Genomic DNA, 22,408 nt, shown 5'->3' with positions numbered 1-22,408 from the left:
TATTTTTGTTTAATCAATTACACAGAAATTGTTAATATCACTTTACATAAAAAATTATGCGCTTATTGATGAACTCACAGTAGAGTTTAACAATGGCCTTTCTATTATTACAGGTGAAACAGGTGCTGGTAAATCTATTTTACTTGGTGGACTAACATTGATTCTCGGAAAACGCGCAGATTTAAGTCAGGTAAAGCGTACTGAAGAAAAATGTATTATAGAAGGTGTGTTTGATGTTGCAAATTATAATTTGAAGCCATTATTTAAATCATTAGATTTAGATTATGATGTGCAAACTATTATTAGAAGAGAAATTCTGCCATCAGGTAAATCTAGGGCTTTTATAAATGACACACCAGTAACCTTAGAAAGCTTGGTAAAACTAAGTCAACATCTTATTGATATACATTCGCAATACCAAACGCAGCGACTTACTAAAGATGATTACCAGTTTCAGGTTATAGATGCATTAGCGCAAAACAAAGATCATTTAAAAGTATTTTCTGAGCTTTTAATATCTTATAAATTTCTTCAGAAATCTTTAGATGAATTAAAAAATTCAAAAGCAGAAATGATTAAGGAATACGATTACAATCTATTTCTTATGAAAGAGTTGAATGAGATAGAATTAGAGTCTATTAATTTAGAAGACCTGGAGTCTCAATATGAAGAGTTAAATAATATAGAAGTTATAGGTGAGAAGTTGAGTAAAGCTAAAGCAATACTAAATGCTGAAGACTTAGGAACGATAGATCAATTAAATATCGTAAAGCAAGAGTTATCTAAAATATCTAGTTATGGAAAAGCTTATGAGGCTATTAATGAGCGCATCACTAGTGTTGGTATAGAGTTAAATGATATTTTAGTTGAGTTAGTTGATCTTGAAGAAAGTTTATCATCAGATCCTCAAGAATTGGAACAAGTTAATGGTAAGCTAAAAAGTTTAAATAACTTATTTCAAAAGCATTCCGTTATAGAAATAGGTGGTTTAGTTAGAATAAAAAACGAGCTCAAATCGAAAATAAACAACACAGAGAGTTTAGACGATACTATTGCTAAAAATGAGCGAGAGATTCCTAAAATAGAAGAAAAATTAAATCAAATTTCAAAAAAGATATATCAAAACAGAACAAAAGTAATACCAAATTTTGTACTACAATTAGAAAACATACTCATAGATTTAGGTATGCCTAATGCTAAATTTAAAGTTGAACTCAACCAATTAGATTATTTTACAGCTAATGGTAAAGATAGCTTGCAGTTTTTATTTATGGCTAATAAAGGATCTAGTTTTAATTTACTTAAAAAAGCAGCTTCAGGTGGTGAATTATCACGTATTATGTTAGCTATTAAGTCTGTTTTAGCTGAGTATGTCCAACTACCAACAATAATGTTTGATGAGATAGATACTGGTGTTTCGGGAGAAATTTCTAACAAAATGGGAGAAATTATGAGGCAGATGAGTCATAGAATGCAGGTGTTTTCCATTACACATTTACCGCAAATAGCAGCTAAAGGAGACTCGCATTTTAAGGTATTTAAGACAGATATCGACAATATTACACAAACTCAACTAAAAAGATTAAATGAAGAAGAGCGGATCGTAGAAATAGCACAAATGTTAGGTGGCTTTAATATTACAGAGTCTGCTATGGCACACGCCAAGCAATTACTAAATTGACTTTATATTTATAGAACGAATAATAACTAATTAATTTAAATTATAATTAAGATGTATAACTTATTGAAAGGCAAAAGAGGAATCATATTTGGAGCATTAGACGAAAACTCAATTGCATGGAAAACTGCTATGAGGGTTCATGAGGAAGGAGGAACATTTGTATTAACTAACGCACCAGTTGCTATGCGTATGGGGCAAATTAGTGAGTTAGCAGAAAAAACAGGTTCACAGATTATTCCTGCAGATGCAACTTCGATAGAAGACTTGCAAAATTTAGTAAGTCAATCTATGGAAATTTTAGGGGGGAAATTAGACTTCGTTTTACATTCTATTGGCATGTCAATTAATGTTAGAAAAGGAAAGCACTATACAGATCAAAATTACGCCTGGACTCAAAAAGGGACTGATGTCTCTGCTATGTCTTTTCATAAAACAATGCAAACACTTTATAAAGCAGATGCCATGAATGAATGGGGAAGTATAGTTGCTTTAACTTATATGGCAGCGCAACGCGTCTTCCCAGATTATAATGATATGGCAGATAATAAAGCCTATTTAGAAAGTATAGCACGTAGCTTTGGTTATTTCTTTGGTAGAGATAAGAAAGTCCGAGTTAATACTATTTCTCAATCACCAACACCAACCACTGCAGGTAGTGGTGTAAAAGGTTTTGATGGATTTATTGCCTATGCTGAGAAAATGTCACCATTAGGTAATGCCACAGCAATGGATTGTGCAAATTATACGGTATCATTATTTAGTGATTTAACTAAGCGTGTTACTTTACAAAATTTGTATAATGATGGTGGTTTTAGTAATATGGGAGTAAGTGATGCTGTCATGGATACATTTGTGGATAATCAATAAAGTTTCTAACTTATATAAAAAACCGCTGCATTATTTTGTAGCGGTTTTTTTTGTTTTTCATAATTAGATACTACAAGTGGTTATGTTTAGGGCTGTAGTTATAAATAAAAATATGGTATTCATTGTTCTTTAACGCTATTTTTTACCTTTCAACGATTTGCTACTTATACCTTTTAATCATTTAGATAATTAACATATTTTTAAGGAATTACTAACTTAAATCTTCATTTTTATGAAAAAAATTACTTTATCAATGTTTACATTGATGTTTTCTCTATGCATGTTTGCCCAGAGTACAATTAATATTACAACTTCAGGTGGAAGTTGGACAACTGAAAAATGGGTAAGTGTTACTACAGAAGTTGATGGAGCTGGGACTCAGGTTTGGGGTCAGGGTGATGGTTCTTATGGTAATGCTCAAGGACTTATTAGCGAAGACATAACACTTGCGCCAGGCACGTATTATGTTAATTGCTATGATAGATATGCTGACGGATGGGATGGTACACTTATATCAGTTACGGCTTATGGTAGTGTTATTGGTGACAATGGAGGTACTTCTCCTAGTGACGGAACAGATACAGATGCAACTTCAGCTTGGGAAGATCCCGCTTTAGAGTTAGAAGCATCATTCGAAATTATAGTACCTAGTCCACCAAGCTGTGTACAGCCAACTGCGGCTGCAGCTTTAGTGACAAGTGCAACTGAAGCAGATTTATCTTGGACCGCAGGTGATTCTGAAACGTTATGGAATATTGAATTGGTTGATGTTACTGCGATGGGTGTAGTAACTGGGACAGCGACTAATTCGGGAGTAACAAATCCTTATACTTTAATGGGACTAACTCCGTCAAATGATTATGAATATTATGTTCAAGCTGATTGTGGTGGTGGAGACTTAAGTACATGGGCTGGACCTATTGCTTTTTCTACACCTGCTACATGTGTTGTACCTAGCGCATTGAGCGTAATGAATGTTACGACTTCATCAGCAGATTTATCTTGGACAGCTGGTGACTCTGAAACCTTATGGGATATTGAATTAGTAGATGTTACGGCTATGGGTACTGTAACTGGTACGCCTACAACATCTGGTGTTACAAATCCATATACTCAAATGAGTTTAACAGCAGATAATGACTATGAGTTTTATGTACGTGCAGATTGTGGTGGTGGTGATACTAGTGAATGGGCTGGACCATTTTCTTTTACCACAGAGTGTTCGTCAATTACTCCAGATTATAACGCTGACATGTCTATAAATGTTCCAGACTCGTGTTGGAAAGAAGCAGGTTCAGGGGATACAACAACAGGTCCAATGGATGTAGGTAGTTCAGACTGGAGACAAGGTACATCGTATGCCTATGGCTCTAGTAATGCAATAAACTTGTTTTTTAATAATGATCAAGAATGGTTGTTATCACCTACTTTTGATTTATCTACTGGTGGTCCTTACCAATTAGATATGAATGTAGCGGTTACCAATTGGAATGCTGGTACTGTTGATGATACTATGGGAAGTGATGATGAGGTACAATTATTAATGAGTACGGATGGTGGCACAACTTGGTCTAATTTAACGACTTGGAATGCTGGAAATGAACCTCCAGTTGAAGGTATTGCATACACAGAAGATTTAACTGCTATAACTGGTAATGTCCAATTTGCTATATACGCAACAGATGGTGCAGTTGATGATTCTGAAGACTACGATTTTCACGTAGGTAGATTTGAGGTACGTGCAATTCCTTCATGTTCAGAACCATCTGCCTTAATGGTTAGCAACGTTACGGATTCTGTAGCGGATTTAGCTTGGACAGAAAACGGAACTGCAACAACTTGGGATATAGAGTTAGTAGACATAACAGCAATGGGTACTGCTACTGGAACTCCAACAACTTTGGGAACTACAGATAATCCATTTTCTATATTAGGTTTAACAGAGCAAAATGATTATGAAGTATATGTTAGAGCTAATTGTGGGGGCAGTACGAGTTCTTGGACAGGGCCTATTAGCTTTACAACACCTTGTGCTCCTATATCTACTGATTATATAGCAGACATGTCCGTAAATGTGCCAGATTCTTGTTGGTATGAAGCTGGAAGTGGCGAGGTAGTTGATGGCCCTATGGGTATTGGTTCATCTGACTGGAAAGCAGGTAGAGCTTATACTGACTTAGACAGTAATGTAATAAGTAGTAATGTCATTAATTTATGGCAAAGTGTAGATAGAGAATGGATGGTGTCTCCATCTTTTGATTTAGATGTATTAGGTAATGTAGGCTTATTGGTTAATGTAGCTGTTACTGATTATTCTTTTTCAGGAACTAGTGATGCAACTGATATTGATACTATGGGCTCTGATGATGAAGTACAGTTATTAATGACTGCAGATGGTGGTGCGAGCTGGACAAATGTAACGACTTGGAATGTTGGTAATCAACCAGCTGTTACAGGTACCAACTTTATTCTTGATATGACGGGAATGACAGGGACTGTGCAGTTTGCAATATTTGCGTCTGATGGTGCTGTAGACGATAGTGAAGATTATGATTTTCATTTAGGTGCTTTTGAAGTTAGTGCTGCAGTTTTATCTACTAATGAGTTTGAAAATCAAATTGCATTTACATATTTTCCTAACCCAGTTAAAAATACATTAACATTAAACGCTCAAAATACTATTGAGAATGTGACGATGTATAACATGCTAGGTCAAGTAGTATTAAGAGCTATACCGAATGCTATTAGTAGTGAAGTAGATATGTCTAATTTAGAAGCCGGTACTTATTTTGTACAAGTTACTATAGCTAATAGTACTAAAACTGTTAGAGTTATTAAACAATAACCATAACCCTTATTATTAATACTTTAAAGCCGCTAAATTTTAGCGGCTTTTTATTATATTGATAATTTATAAAACACCAATCCTTAAATAATGTCTCGCATATTAACTGCATGCTTAATGCTTTTTATTATCACTGATTCGTTTTCACAAATTAGCTTTGAAAATCTGGCTTCAGATTCTGGTATTAACGTAGTTTGTGGTAATACACTTTTTGGTAATGGAATTACATTTTATGATTATGACAATGATGGTTGGGATGATATAACTATTGCTTCTGCAGAGGGAGATCCTATTCGTTTTCTAAAAAATATTAATGGCAATTTTGTTAATCAGAATTTAAACATTAATGATAATAATTGGAAAAACAAACAAATCAACTGGGTAGATATAGATAATGATGGGGATAACGATTTGTTTATTACAAGTGATACAAGTATAAATAGGTTATTTAAAAATTTAGGAAATATGATACTAGAAGAGATTACGGGAACTTCTGGTATGTTAACAGAAGTTTTAGTCACTTATGGTGCGTCTTGGGGAGATTATAACAATGATGGGTTTATAGACGTTTTTTTAAGTAATAGAGATACAACAATACCTAATGTGTTGTATAAGAATAATGGAAATAACACTTTTACTTTGGTAAATAGTGAAGCCGGAATAATTAACACAGGAATGCTATCTTTCTGCTCTGCCTTTTTCGATTATAATAATGATGGTTATCAAGATATATATGTTGCCAATGATAAGGTCGAATATACCAACACATTGTACAAAAACAATGGTAATGGTACCTTCACAGATGTAAGTGAAATCTCAGGAACAGATATTGCAATAGATGCTATGTCTGTGACTATTAGCGACTTTAATGCAGATGGATGGATGGATATCTATGTTAGTAATGATGTACCTGGTAATGCTTTATTAAAGAATAATGGTGATGGGACTTTTACTGATATTGCAGAGTCCTCTCAAACTACAGCTAATACAGTATCTTGGGGAGCCGTCTTTTTAGATGCTGATAATGATAGTGATTTGGATTTGTATGTTAGTGCAGAGCATGATGGTACAATTCCAGGTTATTTATCATCTGCTTTCTATGAAAATAATAATGACGAGACTTTTAACCTTAATAATGCTGCTGTACCAGATGATTTAGCCATAAGTTATTCTAATGCTATTGGCGATATAGATAATGATGGTTATCCAGAAATAGCAGTCAATAATATAAATCATAACAATATTTTTCTTTGGAAGAATACGACCGCTACATCAAATAATTGGTTAAAAGTAAAACTAGAAGGTACTCAAAGTAATAGAAATGGAATAGGTTCTTTAATCGAAATTTCTATAAACGGTGAAAAACAATACCGTTATACATTGTGTGGTGAAGGTTATTTATCTCAAAATTCAGCAACAGAATTTTTTGGTATAGGAACAAGAACACAAATAGATTATATAAAAGTAAAATGGTTAAGTGGTGTTGAAGATATACTTTATAATGTAAATGCAAATCAATTATTGAATATTACTGAAGGTTCGTCAACTTTATCTTTATCCGATAATGAATTAAATAGTTTAAAAGTATATCCTAATCCTGTTAGTGATATGCTCTATGTAAAAAGCATAAATCTTATCAAAAAGATTATTTTGTATAACATGTTGGGTCAAATAATATTAGAGTATAAAGTAAATCTACAAGAAGCTAGTATTAATTTAAAAATGCTAGAAAAAGGGGTGTATTTTTTAGAGACACAAACAGATATATCTACAGAAATAATAGAGCTTATTAAACGATAGAATTTCTATTGTAATTCTCAAGTTGGTGTCAAATTATGTATTTACCTTTGTGAGGTATGAACAATATAATGTTATCTTTTATTATTCCTGTATATAACAGACCAGATGAGGTTAAAGAGCTTTTAGAAAGTTTTTTAAATTTTGATGAAAAGCATGTTTTTGAAATTGTGATAATTGAAGATGGTTCTTCCGAAACTTCTAAGAGTATTGTTAATGAATTTAAGAATCAATTAGATATAGCGTATTACTATAAATCTAATTCTGGTCCAGGTGATTCAAGAAACTATGGAATGCAAAAAGCAAAAGGGAATTATTTCATCATTCTAGATTCAGATGTCATTCTTCCAAATAATTATTTAACTGCCGTAAAATCCTTTTTAGATTATTCTTATTATGATTGTTTTGGTGGCCCTGATGCAGCACATCCATCTTTTACAAACCTTCAAAAAGCAATTAATTTTGCGATGACGTCATTCATTACAACTGGAGGAATAAGAGGCGGTAATCAACAATTAGAGGGTTTTCAGCCAAGAAGCTTTAATATGGGTTTATCCAAAAAAGCATTTTTGGCCTCAGGTGGTTTTGGTAAAATTCATCCTGGTGAAGATCCAGATCTATCTCTACGTCTTAACCAATTAGGATTTAAAACAACTTTGATTCAAAAAGCTTATGTATATCATAAACGAAGAATATCTTGGTCTAGGTTTTATAAGCAAGTTCATAAATTTGGATTAGTAAGACCAATTTTAAATCAATGGCATCCGAAATCTAAAAGTTTAGTGTACTGGTTTCCTACAGTATTTAGTATAGGTTTGGTTACTTCTATTTTTTTGTCACTATTCAATGTCTTATTACCACTATATTTTTATGGATTATATTTTTTATTGGCATTTATTTTAGCTTTATTTTCAAGTATAAATGTATTGGTGGCTTTTCAAGCAATTTTTGCAATAGTTGTACAATTCTTTGGGTACGGTTATGGTTTTATAAAATCAACATATAATTTAGTTATTTTAGGTAAAAATCCTAAGGAAGCATTTCCAGAATTATTTTTTTAATGTAATAATGAATACTAAGAAAAAATTTAACATATCAGATTATTTAAAAAGGAAAAATGTAAAACGTTTTAGTATCTTTTTTGTTATTGCAACTGTATTTCTAATTTTTTCAAAACTATCTACTGAGTATAAGCAAACCATAAAATTAAAGGTAAAATTGGTGAACCTAGAAGATGAAATAATATTACAAAATGATTCACTTAATACTATTAGTGCTTATATAGAAACTAAAGGGTTTTCATTACTTCCTTTAATGTTTAAAGATTATAAAGACATTATATTAGATGTAAAAACTGACGTTACTTCAATACCTAATCAGTTTGTTTTCGACGTACAAAAGCATCAATTTCTCATTGAAGGGCAGTTAGGTGAATCGTATAAGTTACTCTCAGTAAAACCAGATACACTTTTATTATCGTACTCTAAAAGCGAATCCAAATTAGTGCCCATAACTTTAAACAGTGAAATTAGTTACGCAATAGGTTATGATTTAAAAGGCAATTTTGAATTTAACTGTGATAGTGTAAAGATTGTTGGAGCAAAAGATCAGATAGACGAAATTAGTTCAATAGATACTGAATTGTTAGAACTAAAAGAGGTTAATACAGATATTAGTGAAACTATTAAACTGAATACGTCAGAATATGATGCTATAGAAATATTCCCCAAATTTGTGAGTATTAAGGGCGAAATTGCGCGTTTTACAGAAGGTACTGTGGAGGTTCCTGTAACTCTAATTAATAAACCAAATGGCCTAGATATTAATTATTTCCCTAAAACAGTCTCACTTTCCTATTATGTAGATTTAGATAATTACAATAGTATTAGGTCAACAGATTTTAGTGTAGTGTGTGACTATTTGGGTATAGAAGACAATCAAACATTTTTTGTTCCTAAAATCTCTAAAAAGCCAGAGTTTATAAAGCGTATAGGTATAAAACAAAAAAGAGTAGATTTTATAAAATTATAAGATGATAATAGTTGGACTCACTGGTGGAATAGGTAGTGGAAAAACCACAATATCAAAACACTTAGAATCTTTTGGTATTCCTGTATATATTGCGGATAAAGAAGCTAAAGCTTTAATGAATCGCTCTAAAGTCATTAAAAGAAAACTTATAAAACTATTTGGCAAATCTGCTTATAAGGATGAAGCATTAAATAGACCATATTTAGCTTCAAAAATATTTGATGATAAAGCGCTGCTTGAAAAAATGAATGCTATTGTACACCCAAAAGTAGCATCACATTTTAAAAGATGGCTCAAAAAACAGAAAGCTCCTTATGTAATTAAAGAAGCTGCAGTAATTTTTGAGAATCATCTTGAGAATCAATATAATTATATAATAACAGTTGTGGCAGATGAAAATTTGCGCATAGAACGAGTAATGAAAAGAGACGATACTTCTAAAGAAAAAGTAGAGTCTATTATTAGTAATCAACTCTCTGATGAGGAAAAGATTAAAAAATCGAACTTTGTGATTGTAAATAACGATTTGGATATTGCCAAACGTCAGGTAGAAAAAATTCATCATCAGCTTTTAAAAATTTCTGATCAATAATATTATCGATTTCTTTTGTTAATGTAAGGTTAAAGCTAATTTGTACTAAATGTTAAAATGTTAAATTTGATCGATGGGCAAAAAGCTATTCATCTTATTAGTGGTATTAATGAGTCTATCACTCATTGGTATAATTTTCGTTCAATCATTTTTTATTAACAATAGTTTAGAAAATGAGAATAAAAATTTCACACTAAGTGTAAAAAGAGCTTTGAGTTTTGTGTCGAGAGATATAGAAGAGTTTGAGTTGAGAGACTATTTTTTGAAAATTCAACCTCTTATTGCTCAAAATAAGACACCAGATTCTACTTTATTACAGCAACTTTACATAGAGAGTGATGATGATATAAACGATAGAACGATAATTCATCGTAATACTGTTTTAGAAGAACGCTTTAAAGTACCATCCATGTTCTTTGAAATTGATGCAGACAGTATTACTATTAGTACGTTGTCTAATGATCGTGTCACTAAGATTTACGACAATGCTAATTTAGATGGTAGTCGTAGAATTGCACCACAACAGACTTTGACTGAGTACAGTAATATGCCAGAGTTGCGTAAACAGATGTTTGAAAATTCATTTAAAACATTACTAAAAGATATTCCAATATATAAACGAATAACACCAATTGAAGTTAGAATTTTATTAGAGAGGGAATTATCTGGGGAAGGTATAGATCTAGATTTCGAATTCTCAGTGTATGATGACGATTTAGCTACCAAGGTGCAAACTCAAAATTTTGACAAAAAAAATGCTTTTCATGGTATTCCTATTTTTTTAGATAATAACAATGAAAGTAGTTATACACTTTGGTTAGATTTTCCGGATAGAAAGAAGTATTTATTATCCTCAATTATTAAGATGATAATATTATCAGTAGTTTTTACAAGTGTAATAATTGTAGCCTATTCTAGTGCGATTTACCAATTAATTAAACAACGTCAAATATCTCAGATAAAGACAGATTTTATTAATAACATGACGCATGAGTTCAAAACACCAATAGCAACCATAAATTTGGCGTTAGACTCAATAAAAAACCCTAAAATAATAAATGACCAAGAGAAGGTTAAGCGGTATTTAGGAATGATAAAAGATGAAAATAAACGTATGCATGCTCAAGTAGAAAATGTATTACGTATTTCTAAGCTCGAAAAAAACGAGCTTAATATTAGTAAGGAACGTTTAAAGTTACACGACATAATTGAAGATGCAATGACTCACGTTGAGTTAATTGTAGAAGATAGGCAAGGTTACATAAACACACATTTAGGTGCTGTTAAGTCATCAGTTTTAGCAAACGAAACACATTTTACAAATGTGATCGTTAATATATTAGATAATGCTATTAAATATTCACACAATGCACCAAAAATAGACGTGTATACTGAAAATATAGGAACTAATATAATATTGAAAATAACAGATCAAGGCAACGGAATGTCAAAGCAAGTTGCGAAAAAAGTGTTCGATAAATTTTATAGAGAACACTCAGGTAATGTACACAATGTTAAAGGGCATGGGTTAGGTTTAGCTTATGTAAAACGTATAATAGATGACCATCATGGTCATATATCAGTAGAAAGTGAAAAAGGCAAAGGCAGCACTTTTATTATAAAGTTGCCGTTAATATCATAAAAACGAACTATGGAAGAGCAAAACAAAAAAATACTTTTGGTAGAAGACGATCCAAATTTTGGAACTGTTTTAAAAGATTATTTAATGATGAATGATTACGATGTCGTCCATGCTAAAAATGGGATGGAAGGTTTCGAGAAATTCAAAAAGGACGATTACGATCTTTGCATCTTGGATGTAATGATGCCTTATAAAGACGGATTTACTTTAGCAAAAGAGATTCGCGAAAAAAATACGGATGTGCCAATTATTTTCTTAACAGCTAAAGCTATGAAAGAAGATGTTCTTAAAGGCTACAAAGTTGGAGCAGACGATTATCTAAATAAGCCTTTTGATAGTGAAGTTTTATTAATGAAAATTAAAGCTATTATTCAGCGTAAAGCTACTGATACGGTTGCTGATAGCAAACAATTTGAATTTAAAATAGGACGTTTCGATTTAAACTCAAAATTACGTTTCTTAAAGTTTGATGGAGGTGAACCTTCTAAATTATCGCCGAAAGAAAATGAATTACTTCGTTTATTGGCGTTGCACGAAAATGATTTAATGCCGAGAGAATTAGCATTAACAAAAATTTGGAGAGATGATAATTACTTTACATCTCGTAGTATGGATGTTTATATTGCGAAGTTGCGTAAATATTTAAAACCAGACCCAAATGTAGAAATATTAAATATTCATGGTGAAGGCTTTAGGTTAGTGGTTAATGTTAAAGCATAACTTCATAAATTTATATAGTATTAAAAACCCAGACGTTGTCTGGGTTTTTGTTTAATTAATCCTGAAGTTAATGCATAAATCTTTACAAACTATAACTATTGTATTCTTCGTTTTTATATTGTGAATTGTATTTTCAGCCAATACAGGAAAACAGAATATATTCTTTGAATTTGTAAGTATATTGCCTAATGGAGACAAATTAGGCCATTTTTTTCTATTCGGAACTTTAACTTTATTACTAAACTTTGTATTAAAGTTTAGAGTTATCAGATTCTGACAAAAATTACCTCTAGGTACTGTTTTAGTTTCGGTTTTTGTTTTACTAGAAGAACTAAGTCAGGCATTTTTTCCTAATGGTACTCTAGATATTGCAGATCTTATTGCTGATGGATTAGGAATTTTAATTTTTACCTTTATAGGTTATTTCTTAATTGAAAATAAATCACTGAGTTTATAAAACTAGAATAAGGTTTTTCTATTTCTTAGAATAAAAATCTAATCGTTTTAGAATATCTTCTAACTCAGTTTTATAATCAAACCATATAATAGCATCATCTTTTCTAAACCAAGTTAACTGACGTTTGGCAAAATGCCTTGTATTCTTTTTTATTTCTGAAATGGCAAATTCTAATGTACAGTGTCCTTCAAAATACTGAAAGAGTTCTTTATATCCAACGGTATTTAAGGCATTTAAATGTTTATAAGGTAAGAGTGCTTCAACTTCTTTCAGCAAACCATTTTCAATCATTAGATCTACACGTTGGTTAATTCTTTCGTAGATAACAGAGCGTTCAGCATTTAACCCTATACTAATAGATTTAAATGCACGATTCTTACTTGAATTGGTTAAATAAGATGAATAAGGTTTATTTGTGCCAATACAAATTTCTAAAGCTCTTATAAGACGCTGAGGATTATCAATAGCTATTGTATTGTATGCTTTAAGATCGAGTAACTTTAGTTGTTCTTGTAGTGATTCTATACCTTCTGTTTCAAATTTTAAATTAAGTTTAGTTCTAACTTTATCATCTACTTCTGGGAAATAATCTAAACCTTTTGTTACAGCTTTTACGTATAATCCCGATCCACCAACCATTATTGCAAAAGGATTTTTTTGATGTAACTCCTCAATCTTTATAATTGCATCGCGTTCAAAATCCCCAACGTTATAGTTACTTTCTATAGATTTATGTTGAATAAAATGATGCTTTACATAATTAAGCTCTTCCAATGATGGCACAGCTGTACCAATATTCATTTCTTTATAGAACTGACGTGAATCTGCAGAAATAATTTCAGCATTGAAACGCTGAGCCAGTTTAATACTCAAGGCAGTTTTACCGATAGCAGTTGGTCCAACTATAGAAATGAGTGTATTAGTCATGGTGTAATTCGTGTCCACATTTATGACAAAATTGTGAATCATCACGATGGTTACTCGCAAGACAATTTAAGCAAGACTGTGTATTAGTAGGAACATTATCCCTATTTGCTTTTGTCATTTCAGAAGAAACAATCCCAGTTGGCACAGCTATTATACCATAACCCATAATCATAATTATAGAAGCAATAAACTGACCAAGAGGTGTTGCAGGCGCTATATCACCATATCCAACAGTTGTTAGTGTAACTATGGCCCAATATACACTCCTTGGAATGCTTGTAAATCCACTTCCTTTTTCACTTTCTACCAAATACATTACAGTACCAAGAATAATACACAGAATAATTACAAAAGATAAAAACACTGCTATTTTTGCTCGACTTGTTTTTAGCGCTCTTACAAATTGTGTTGAAGCACCAATATATCTTGTAAGTTTTAAAATTCTAAATACACGTAATAGGCGTAATGCTCTAAATGCTACAAACGAACCTGAACTGACAAAAAAGAATGATAGATACATAGGTATTGTAGATAGTAAATCAATAATACCATAAAAGCTTGTAATGTACTTTATAGGCTTTTTAACGGTAATTACACGTGCAATATATTCTAGAGAAAAGAGGATAGTAATAATCCATTCTGAACTTATTAAAATGTTATGGTAATTCTTATCTATACTATCAACACTCTCAAGCATTACTAAAACAATACTAGCTATAATTACTATTAATAGAATGACGTCGAATAACTTTCCAGCAGGAGTGTCAGCTTCATAAATAATTTCATGAAGTTTGGTTTTCCAAGTATGTTTGTTCTGAGATTCCATGACTTAAAAGTACAAAAAGTAAAACTACTGTTTTTCTAACACTATGATTGTGTTCTTTTGCGTTACAACAATTTTATTCATAAAATTCTTCAAGTAGCTATAAAATTCTGAAGCATAAATAGCGAAGTTAAATTTCACTTTAAAATATATAATAAGCTCATTATCTTTAGATTCCACATTAAAAATAAAGGAACCAGATTTATTTGGTAAGGCATATGTTATGTTACCAGGTATTTCTAACGCTTTTAAATGCTCACCTAAATCTATTTTCATGATATAATTGTAGACGTCTTTGTAACCGAAGTCAATAGGGTAGGTACGTTCTTGTAATTTAAATGGGTTCTCTTCAAAAAATTTAATTAAAAAGGGGTTTAAATAGATTTTGTTACCTATCAGTTCTGGCTCTAAAGTGAAGTTAATCTTTTCATTAAAATCAACTTTGGTTTTATCAAAATCTATGACATTATGCTCTTCTACAATAATATCAGAATAATTATCAGCCTTTTTTGCTTTATAATCTTTTTGACCTTCATCAAATTTCTTTTTTACATTATGAGCATGGTAACCTGTAAATTTGCTTTCAATTGTACCTTGAAAAATATCATCTTTAAAAGAATGTAAGTTTACTCTATGTTGTCTAGATGAAAACTCATTTACTTCTATATTTTCCCAATAGCTACCATCTTCAAAGCCTATTAATCTTCCGTATTGATTTAAACATTTAAATGGCAATTCTCCAAAAGATAAATATGGATCTGTTGCATTTAAAAAATAATCTTTACCATCAATTATTGTCTTTAAAATCACATCGTTAAAATCTGTAAGAACTGGGTAAACTTTTGTTGCCAGCCCATTACCACGAGTAGAAATTAGGATAGGGTATACCTTAAAACCTTGACTTGTTAAAAGGTTTTCTAATAGTAGATTAATTTCAAAAGAGCTACCAACTTTTTCCTTAATTAAGTTTTTTATGGAAACATCATATCGCTCTGATTTACCATTCCATTTATAACTATCTAAGACAAATTTATATATAGCAATAGCTTTATCTAATTCATTATTAATTGAAGATATTCCTGATGGTAAAACTTTCTTTATTATATTTTTTTTACTTATTTGCTTTCCAAAATCCTTATCTATTTTTAGTTCTTTATCTACGTTTGCCCATGTCTTAGTGAGTTTGTCAACACGGCTATCAAAATGCTTTACTACTTTTAGTTCATATTCAATTCTTGCTATATAATTTAATGAGGTTGTAGTATAACCTTCAGGTTTATATGCTGGTATGTTTTTCATTATATATTTTGCAGTAGCGCAATCAGCACCAACACTGCCATTAATTTTTATACAATTTTTTTTAAGACCTGTGTCTTGTAAATCTAGTTTTATCCCACCAACTAACTTTATATTATATTCATAATTACCAGGAATGCTTGTATTGTATTCACTATACAAAACAGGGTCCTGACCTTGGAAATACCAAGGTTGGTACTTACTCATATAACGAGACTGTGTTTCGTAACTATAAGTTATAACACTGCCGACTTTAACATTAGGTAGAACAAATTTAACAAGCGTATATTTTTCGTTTTCTTCTCTAAAAATTGCATTAGATGATAATTCTGTTTTAACTATCTCTCCATTAACCAGATTATAAGTAGCACCTCTAATATCTTTAATCTTCTCTTCAGAGGACTTACCTTTATAGAGTCTTACTTCGATTTCACCGCGATCTCTTCCTTCTGCAGTTAGAATTTTTGTCTTATGTTTTATTTGTACTCTAAGCCAAAATGTTTCTTTATCTACAAAACTGTTTCCGTAGTCATAAATTACTAGAGCATTAGCTGTAGAATCTTTTGCATAATAATTAGTCTCTACATCACTTTTTGAAACTGGCATAGCAGAGTTAAAATTTTGTGCAAATACAAAGGAAGATAATAAGAAGATAAATAGTAATATTCTTAGTTTCATTGGTCTTGTAATTCAATAATTTTAAGTCTTTTATTACGTCGCATATAACTCTGAATAATATGTTGATTATCCCTGTTGTTTTCCATTGGAGTAATTAAAGACTGCAATACATCTCTGTTATTAATCTGATGATTTAAATCGAAAAACCCCATGCCTTTAAAAATCCCATTCTCTATTAAATAAACAGATTTTTCTTCTATATCACGACCACGATCTATAATGAGTATATTCTTATTATCGTAACTATATTTATGTATAAGGGAATTTATACGCTTATTATATTCTTCCGAAGACTCTTCAGTAATGCAAGCACCAAGACATTCTTTAACATCATAATTAAAGCAACTAGTTTTTGTAGTGTATAATCCAGTCAATTTTTGACATAGGTTATAATTCTCAACAACTTTAAACATAAAATGTTTTCCGCTAGATCTGGTGCTAAAAGTCGTTATTGGTATTTCTTTACCATTCGCTTTATCAATTTTTAGATTGATGTAACCATTTTCATCTACATAGCTATATAAAGCATGTGTAAATATGGTTCGTCTTAATGCACGATTAAAAATGGGTTTATTCTTTTTAATTTCTTCACTTTCTTTTAATAGTGCGGCAAGTTCACTACCTGTTTTTTCATAAGTAACTGCACTTACTAAAGTTTGAATCTTTTTAGATTTTGAACTCTTATTTGTAAAATGTTGCGTTATTCTTTTCTTTATATTTTTGCTTTTTCCTATATATATTATTTCTCCTTTTTCATTATGAATGTAATAAACGCCAGTATCCGAAGGTAGTTCTTCAATGATTTGTTTAAGGTTAGGCGCAATGTTAGACTTCTGTTCAACTTTAACAGCATCTTTGATAATGACTTTCTCTAAATCTTTATGCAATAGCATCTTAAATAATTTCACAGTTGCCATAGCATCACCATTAGCGCGATGTCTATCACTAACAGGAATACCAAGTGCACGAGCTAATTTTCCTAAACTATAAGATTCCATGTCTGGTATTAACTGTTTTGAAAGCTCAACAGTACATAATGTTTTACGTTTAAAAGGAAATCCTAAGCGTTTAAACTCAGTTTTAAGAATTCTATAATCAAAAGATGAATTGTGAGCAACGATAATGCAATCCTCGGTAATTTCTACAATACGTTTCGCAACTTCATAAAACTTTGGCGCATTTTTAAGCATATTAGAGTTAATGCCTGTAAGGTTGACAACAAAAGGTTGAATCTCACGCTCTGGATTAACTAAAGATATAAACTGATCTGTGACTTTATGCCCATCAAACTGATAAATAGCAATCTCTGTTATGCCTTCTTCATTATACTTACCACCTGTGGTTTCTATGTCTAGTATTGCGTATATAACTCTGAATTAAATGTTTAATTTAAAAGTACTAAATTAAAAAAAGTATAAGGTATAATTTAAGAAATCTATTGATAATTTCTTGATCCAAAAATACTGCTACCAACTCTAATCATTGTACTTCCGCAGTCAATTGCTAATTTGTAATCACCGCTCATACCCATAGAAATAGTTAAGAGTTTGGGGTTTAGTATTTTAAGTATTTTAAACGTAGATTTTAGCAATTTAAATTCCGTCTCAACTTGAGATAAATTATCAGTAAATGTTGCCATTCCCATTAAGCCAACAATGCTAACATGTTTTAATTCTGAAAACTCATTAGATTGCAGTAGAGCGGAGGCATCATTAAAAGACATTCCAAACTTACTATCTTCTTTAGCTATTTTAATTTGAAGTAAACAATCAATCACACGATTATGTTTTTTTGCTTGCTTATTTATCTCTTTCAATAGTTTAAGACTATCTACTCCATGTATTAGGCTAACAAATTTGGCCATATATTTCACCTTGTTTCGCTGAACATGGCCAATCATATGCCATTGAATATCTTTTGGCGTTTCTTCATACTTCTCAGCCATTTCTTGAATCTTGTTTTCGCCAAAAATTCGCTGACCAGCATCATATGCTTCCATTAAATCACTAACAGGTTTAGTTTTAGAAACGGCAACCAATGTGATGCTCTCTGGTATTGAAGACTTTATCTCTTGTAGGTTTATACTAATACTCATAAATTGTGATTCCGCTTCTTAGTTTTGGTAATATATACGTACTCTTAGGTGGCATTTTTAAACCTTCGTTAGCAATTTGTTTCATTTGCTCTACATTAGAAGGGCACATACCAAAACCAACAACAAAGTCTCCACTATCTACACTAGTTTTAATTGTAATCATTTCGTGTCTTCCGTTAACATATTCAATTCGAGAATCCTGTCGTAAATCATTAATTCCTAGAATAGGCTGGAGGATAGTTTTGTATAATAACTGTGCATCTAATTCATCAAGAGCTGTTTTAAACTCATAATTTGCTTTTCTCAAATACAACGAATAGAATTCACCATCTAAATACATACTAAAATGATGTGGCTTTGATGGGTTGTAAGGTAACGATCCTCTATTTTCTATTCTGAAAGCCGTATCTAGTTTTATTAAAAATTCTTCTTTAGTTAAACCGTTTAAATCTTTAATCAACCTATTAAATTCATGAATTACCAAATCAGATTCTGGAATTAAATACGACATAAAGAAATTATAAGATTCATCACCATTATGATTTAGATTTTTCTCTTTCTCATCCTTATATAACAGATAAGATGAAGAACTTCGGTGATGACCATCTGCGATATAAATGGTCTCCATTTGTTTAAACTCATATTGAATTGTTTCAATAATCGCTTCATTATCTATTTTCCACAAATAGTGAGTGTCTCTGTAGGTCATGGTAAACTCAAATTCAGCATGTTCCTTTTGAGTCTCTTTTATAATATTAGATATGGTATCGTTATCTGGATAGGTAAGAAGCACAGGCTCTGCATTAAAACCTACAGTTTGTATATAGGTTTTAAACGTTTGCTCGCGCTTTGCAATTGTGTCTTCATGCTTTTTAATAACATCATTTTCATAATCCTCGGCACTTGTTGCAGCTATAATTCCGCTAAATTCCTGACCATGTCTATTTACAATTTTATAAACATATAATGATGGTGTTTTATCAGTTACAAACACACCATCTTCCTTAAATTCAGAATAGCGATTTTTAACCAATTTATAACGCTCTTTACCAGTAATTACCTTGTCATATTTATAACCAGGATTTACAATATGAAGAAAGCTAAATGGATTGTAGTCCATTCTCGATTCGCGCTCATCTACTGTATAACTTTGATAAGGACGTGCCGCAACAAGACCTACAATAGCTCTTGTTGGCTTAACTGCTTTAAATGGAATTATCTTAGCCAATTCAATTTCTGTTTTTAGTTATAAATTCTATTGGATTTAAATATCCTGTTGTCTCATTAGAATAACCACCACCAATATCTAAATCAATATCATCTCTTATTTCGAGATGTAAATGAGCATAATAAGCACCATTACAATTTCCAATTGTTGCTATTTGTTCTCCTTTCTTTATAAATCGGTTAGACTCAACCAAAATAGAATCGCAATGGGCATAAAGGGATTCATAAAGTTTGTTATTATATAAATGAACGATTCTAATTACATTTCCCCAACCACCTTCATAATCTTTGGTTTCACTAATATAACCATTTGCAATCGCATAAATTGGATCTCCCAAATCAGAATTTCCACCCCCAACACCATTCCAATCTTCACCTAAATGATTATTTTCTTGGAATTTTTGTGCGTTGTAGTAACCATTAGCATTTGGTTTTCCTACAGGAAAGTCAAAAGCTTTAGATATGTGTATAGAGTCTTCCTTAATTAGTGTTTTGTAGTCTTTTTGTTCTTCTTTTTCAATCACTGAATTATCAGTTAGTTCCTCAGTTACGTTGTGAGTTTTACTTACTTGTTGTTCACAAGATATTAATCCAAATAAGATAAAACTATAAATAACAAGATATTTCATATAAATAGAACACACAACTGAAAACAGCGACTGTTTTTATTTAGAAAATTGACTAGAAACCTTTTCTGCTTTTCTACTCTCAGAATAATCATAAAAACCTTCACCAGATTTCAATCCAAGTTTACCAGCTCTTACCATGTTTACTAATAATGGACAAGGTGCATATTTTGGATTTTTAAATCCATCGTACATCACATTAAGAATAGATAAGCATACATCTAAACCAATAAAATCAGCAAGTTGCAATGGTCCCATTGGATGTGCCATTCCTAACTTCATTACCGTGTCGATTTCTTCTACACCAGCAACATTATTATAAAGTGTTTCAATAGATTCGTTTATCATTGGCATTAAGATTCTGTTTGCCACAAAACCTGGATAATCATTTACTTCTGTTGGAACTTTACCTAAAGTTTTAGATAATTCCATAATAGTGCTAGTCACTTCATCACTCGTGTTATAACCACGAATAATCTCTACCAATTTCATAATTGGCACGGGATTCATAAAATGCATTCCAATTACTTTTTCTGGTCGAGACGTTGTGGCTGCTATGTGTGTAATAGATATTGATGATGTGTTCGTAGCCAGTATAGTATTTTTATCACAGACCTCATCTAGTTGTTTAAAGATTTTTAGTTTTAAATCTATATTCTCAGTGGCTGCTTCAACTACTAAATCAACATTTTTAACACCATCTGCAGTATTAGTAAATGTTTTGATATTTCCTAGAGTTTCTGACTTATCAGCTTCAGTAATTCTTTCTTTAGCAACCATGCGGTCTAAGTTCTTAGAGATTGTTGCCAATCCGCGTTCTAGAGATACTTCACTAATATCTATAAGCTGAACTTTAAATCCAGATTGCGCAAATGTGTGGGCGATACCATTTCCCATGGTTCCTGCTCCTATAACTGCTATATTTTTCATTAAAAAATTATATTTTCAGTTCCTGCGAAAGCAGGAATATTTTGTTTTACTCTTATTAAGAGATGCTCAATTTAGAGACAACTAGAACTGGTTAATAATCATAGTTGCTACTCGTAATGCCTCAGTACCATCATGCAGAGTTACAATAGGCTTGGTGTTATTGTTTATAGCATCAGCAAAAGTTTCTAATTCGTCTAAAATGGCATTGTTATTCTCTATTTGAGGGTTATCAAAATAGATCTGTTTTTTAACACCTTCAGCATTTTGAAGAATCATATCAAAATCACCTGGATTTTCTGGTGCGTCTTTCATTTTTACAACTTCACATTTCTTTTCTAAAAAATCAACAGAGATATAGGCATCTTTTTGAAAGAAACGTGTTTTACGCATGTTTTTAAGAGAAATACGACTTGCAGTAAGATTAGCTACACAACCATTTTTAAATTCTATACGTGCATTTGCAATATCTGGTGTTTCACTAACAACAGAAACACCACTAGCTGATATATGCTTTACAGGTGAATTTACAACGCTGAGGATAATATCTATATCATGAATCATTAAATCTAATACCACAGGAACATCTGTACCACGAGGATTAAATTCTGCGAGCCTATGACATTCAATAAACATTGGATTTTCGATTTGTTCTTTCACTCCAATGAAAGCAGGATTAAAACGTTCTACATGCCCAACTTGCCCTTTAACACCATGTTCAGCAACTAAAGTTCTAATGGTTTCTGCTTCTTCTACTGTATTTGTAATTGGTTTTTCTATGAAGATATGCTTCCCTTTTTTGATAGCTTGTTTTGCACAATCGTAATGCGAAAGCGTTGGAGTTACAATATCAACAACATCAACTGCATCTATCAAAGCTTCAATAGAATCAAAATAGGTATAACCAAATTCTGCGACTACGAGTTTTGCATTTTCAGCATCAGCATCATAGAATCCTACGAGCTCATATTTTTCTGATTGATTTAAGAGTCTAAGATGAATTTTACCAAGGTGACCAGCACCAAGAACACCAGCTTTTAGCATATTTTCAGTTTTTAACAAAAATAGTCGTTTTGAATCAGAAATTTGAAAAAGAAAATATAAATTCCTGAGAAATCAATAACTAAATAAAGTTTAACTTCTTACTTTGAACTTGAAAGACTTTAAATTAATTTAG

Annotated in this window: 18 protein-coding genes; 9 read left to right on the top strand and 9 right to left on the bottom strand. The window is 31.4% G+C overall.

The window, feature by feature from the left end; translation table 11 throughout:
- Positions 1–28 precede the first annotated feature (28 nt).
- The 9 genes from recN (at position 29) to WPG_RS16970 (ending at position 12,175) form a co-directional block, all read left to right on the top strand.
- Complete coding sequence (gene recN, locus WPG_RS17010) at positions 29–1,681, top strand: DNA repair protein RecN (RefSeq protein ID WP_045474917.1); 1,653 nt, start codon at positions 29–31, stop codon at positions 1,679–1,681.
- Positions 1,682–1,732: 51 nt separating this feature from the next.
- On the top strand, positions 1,733–2,548 hold the full coding sequence (locus tag WPG_RS17005; RefSeq protein WP_045474914.1) for an enoyl-ACP reductase: 816 nt from the start codon (positions 1,733–1,735) through the stop codon (positions 2,546–2,548).
- A gap of 232 nt (positions 2,549–2,780) precedes the next feature.
- A complete protein-coding gene (locus WPG_RS17000) occupies positions 2,781–5,393 on the top strand; it encodes a fibronectin type III domain-containing protein (protein ID WP_084221616.1) in 2,613 nt (870 codons plus the stop codon).
- A 90-nt stretch (positions 5,394–5,483) separates the two neighbouring features.
- Complete coding sequence (locus WPG_RS16995) at positions 5,484–7,193, top strand: FG-GAP-like repeat-containing protein (RefSeq protein WP_045474910.1); 1,710 nt, start codon at positions 5,484–5,486, stop codon at positions 7,191–7,193.
- Between the two features lie 56 nt (positions 7,194–7,249).
- Positions 7,250–8,251, top strand: a complete 1,002-nt coding sequence (locus tag WPG_RS16990) for a glycosyltransferase (RefSeq protein WP_045474908.1) — start codon at positions 7,250–7,252, stop codon at positions 8,249–8,251.
- Positions 8,252–8,258: 7 nt separating this feature from the next.
- On the top strand, positions 8,259–9,221 hold the full coding sequence (locus WPG_RS16985; RefSeq protein WP_045474906.1) for a CdaR family protein: 963 nt from the start codon (positions 8,259–8,261) through the stop codon (positions 9,219–9,221).
- Between the two features lies 1 nt (position 9,222).
- Complete coding sequence (coaE, locus tag WPG_RS16980) at positions 9,223–9,813, top strand: dephospho-CoA kinase (protein ID WP_045474904.1); 591 nt, start codon at positions 9,223–9,225, stop codon at positions 9,811–9,813.
- Positions 9,814–9,922: 109 nt separating this feature from the next.
- Positions 9,923–11,455 (top strand): sensor histidine kinase, encoded by a 1,533-nt coding sequence (locus WPG_RS16975; RefSeq protein WP_084221653.1) that lies wholly within the window; start codon positions 9,923–9,925, stop codon positions 11,453–11,455.
- Between the two features lie 9 nt (positions 11,456–11,464).
- Positions 11,465–12,175 (top strand): response regulator transcription factor, encoded by a 711-nt coding sequence (locus tag WPG_RS16970; RefSeq protein WP_045474900.1) that lies wholly within the window; start codon positions 11,465–11,467, stop codon positions 12,173–12,175.
- A 475-nt stretch (positions 12,176–12,650) separates the two neighbouring features.
- Here WPG_RS16970 and miaA read toward each other — a convergent pair whose 3' ends face one another.
- The 9 genes from miaA to WPG_RS16925 all read right to left on the bottom strand — a co-directional run bounded on the left by miaA (position 12,651) and on the right by WPG_RS16925 (position 22,275).
- Positions 12,651–13,559 carry a tRNA (adenosine(37)-N6)-dimethylallyltransferase MiaA gene (gene miaA / locus WPG_RS16965; RefSeq protein ID WP_045474897.1) on the bottom strand — a complete coding sequence of 303 codons (909 nt, stop codon included), beginning with the start codon at positions 13,557–13,559 and terminating at the stop codon, positions 12,651–12,653.
- Positions 13,552–14,385, bottom strand: a complete 834-nt coding sequence (locus tag WPG_RS16960) for an ion transporter (RefSeq protein WP_045474894.1) — start codon at positions 14,383–14,385, stop codon at positions 13,552–13,554. The genes miaA and WPG_RS16960 overlap by 8 nt, the downstream gene beginning before the upstream one ends.
- 24 nt (positions 14,386–14,409) lie before the next feature.
- Positions 14,410–16,356 (bottom strand): DUF3857 domain-containing protein, encoded by a 1,947-nt coding sequence (locus WPG_RS16955; RefSeq protein ID WP_045474892.1) that lies wholly within the window; start codon positions 16,354–16,356, stop codon positions 14,410–14,412.
- Positions 16,353–17,723, bottom strand: a complete 1,371-nt coding sequence (locus WPG_RS16950; protein ID WP_045474890.1) for an exonuclease domain-containing protein — start codon at positions 17,721–17,723, stop codon at positions 16,353–16,355. Before WPG_RS16950 ends, WPG_RS16955 begins: the two co-directional genes overlap by 4 nt.
- A 68-nt stretch (positions 17,724–17,791) precedes the next feature.
- Positions 17,792–18,451, bottom strand: coding sequence for a YggS family pyridoxal phosphate-dependent enzyme (locus WPG_RS16945; protein ID WP_045474888.1), 660 nt, complete (start codon positions 18,449–18,451; stop codon positions 17,792–17,794).
- Positions 18,441–19,679 (bottom strand): DUF1015 domain-containing protein, encoded by a 1,239-nt coding sequence (locus WPG_RS16940; protein ID WP_045474886.1) that lies wholly within the window; start codon positions 19,677–19,679, stop codon positions 18,441–18,443. Before WPG_RS16940 ends, WPG_RS16945 begins: the two co-directional genes overlap by 11 nt.
- A gap of 1 nt (position 19,680) precedes the next feature.
- Positions 19,681–20,307: a M23 family metallopeptidase gene (locus WPG_RS16935; RefSeq protein WP_045474884.1), complete on the bottom strand. Its 627-nt coding sequence runs from the start codon at positions 20,305–20,307 to the stop codon at positions 19,681–19,683.
- 36 nt (positions 20,308–20,343) lie between these two features.
- Positions 20,344–21,234: a 3-hydroxybutyryl-CoA dehydrogenase gene (locus WPG_RS16930; protein WP_045474882.1), complete on the bottom strand. Its 891-nt coding sequence runs from the start codon at positions 21,232–21,234 to the stop codon at positions 20,344–20,346.
- Positions 21,235–21,315: 81 nt separating this feature from the next.
- Positions 21,316–22,275, bottom strand: a complete 960-nt coding sequence (locus WPG_RS16925) for a Gfo/Idh/MocA family protein (protein ID WP_045474880.1) — start codon at positions 22,273–22,275, stop codon at positions 21,316–21,318.
- Positions 22,276–22,408 lie beyond the last annotated feature (133 nt).

This window comes from Winogradskyella sp. PG-2 (assembly GCF_000828715.1).
GTDB lineage: Bacteria > Bacteroidota > Bacteroidia > Flavobacteriales > Flavobacteriaceae > Winogradskyella.
The sequence above is the reverse complement of the archived record's forward strand: the minus strand, read 5'-3'. Positions and strand labels throughout refer to the sequence as shown.

Coding starts and splice junctions, on each gene's coding strand:
- WPG_RS16945 (WP_045474888.1), bottom strand. CDS start 18,451: ATGAGTATTAGTATAAACCTACAAGAGATAAAGTCTTCAATACCAGAG.
- WPG_RS17000 (WP_084221616.1), top strand. CDS start 2,781: ATGAAAAAAATTACTTTATCAATGTTTACATTGATGTTTTCTCTATGC.
- WPG_RS16995 (WP_045474910.1), top strand. CDS start 5,484: ATGTCTCGCATATTAACTGCATGCTTAATGCTTTTTATTATCACTGAT.
- WPG_RS16970 (WP_045474900.1), top strand. CDS start 11,465: ATGGAAGAGCAAAACAAAAAAATACTTTTGGTAGAAGACGATCCAAAT.
- WPG_RS16925 (WP_045474880.1), bottom strand. CDS start 22,275: ATGCTAAAAGCTGGTGTTCTTGGTGCTGGTCACCTTGGTAAAATTCAT.
- WPG_RS17005 (WP_045474914.1), top strand. CDS start 1,733: ATGTATAACTTATTGAAAGGCAAAAGAGGAATCATATTTGGAGCATTA.
- WPG_RS16955 (WP_045474892.1), bottom strand. CDS start 16,356: ATGAAACTAAGAATATTACTATTTATCTTCTTATTATCTTCCTTTGTA.
- coaE (WP_045474904.1), top strand. CDS start 9,223: ATGATAATAGTTGGACTCACTGGTGGAATAGGTAGTGGAAAAACCACA.
- WPG_RS16990 (WP_045474908.1), top strand. CDS start 7,250: ATGAACAATATAATGTTATCTTTTATTATTCCTGTATATAACAGACCA.
- WPG_RS16985 (WP_045474906.1), top strand. CDS start 8,259: ATGAATACTAAGAAAAAATTTAACATATCAGATTATTTAAAAAGGAAA.
- WPG_RS16960 (WP_045474894.1), bottom strand. CDS start 14,385: ATGGAATCTCAGAACAAACATACTTGGAAAACCAAACTTCATGAAATT.
- WPG_RS16975 (WP_084221653.1), top strand. CDS start 9,923: ATGAGTCTATCACTCATTGGTATAATTTTCGTTCAATCATTTTTTATT.
- WPG_RS16935 (WP_045474884.1), bottom strand. CDS start 20,307: ATGAAATATCTTGTTATTTATAGTTTTATCTTATTTGGATTAATATCT.
- miaA (WP_045474897.1), bottom strand. CDS start 13,559: ATGACTAATACACTCATTTCTATAGTTGGACCAACTGCTATCGGTAAA.
- WPG_RS16930 (WP_045474882.1), bottom strand. CDS start 21,234: ATGAAAAATATAGCAGTTATAGGAGCAGGAACCATGGGAAATGGTATC.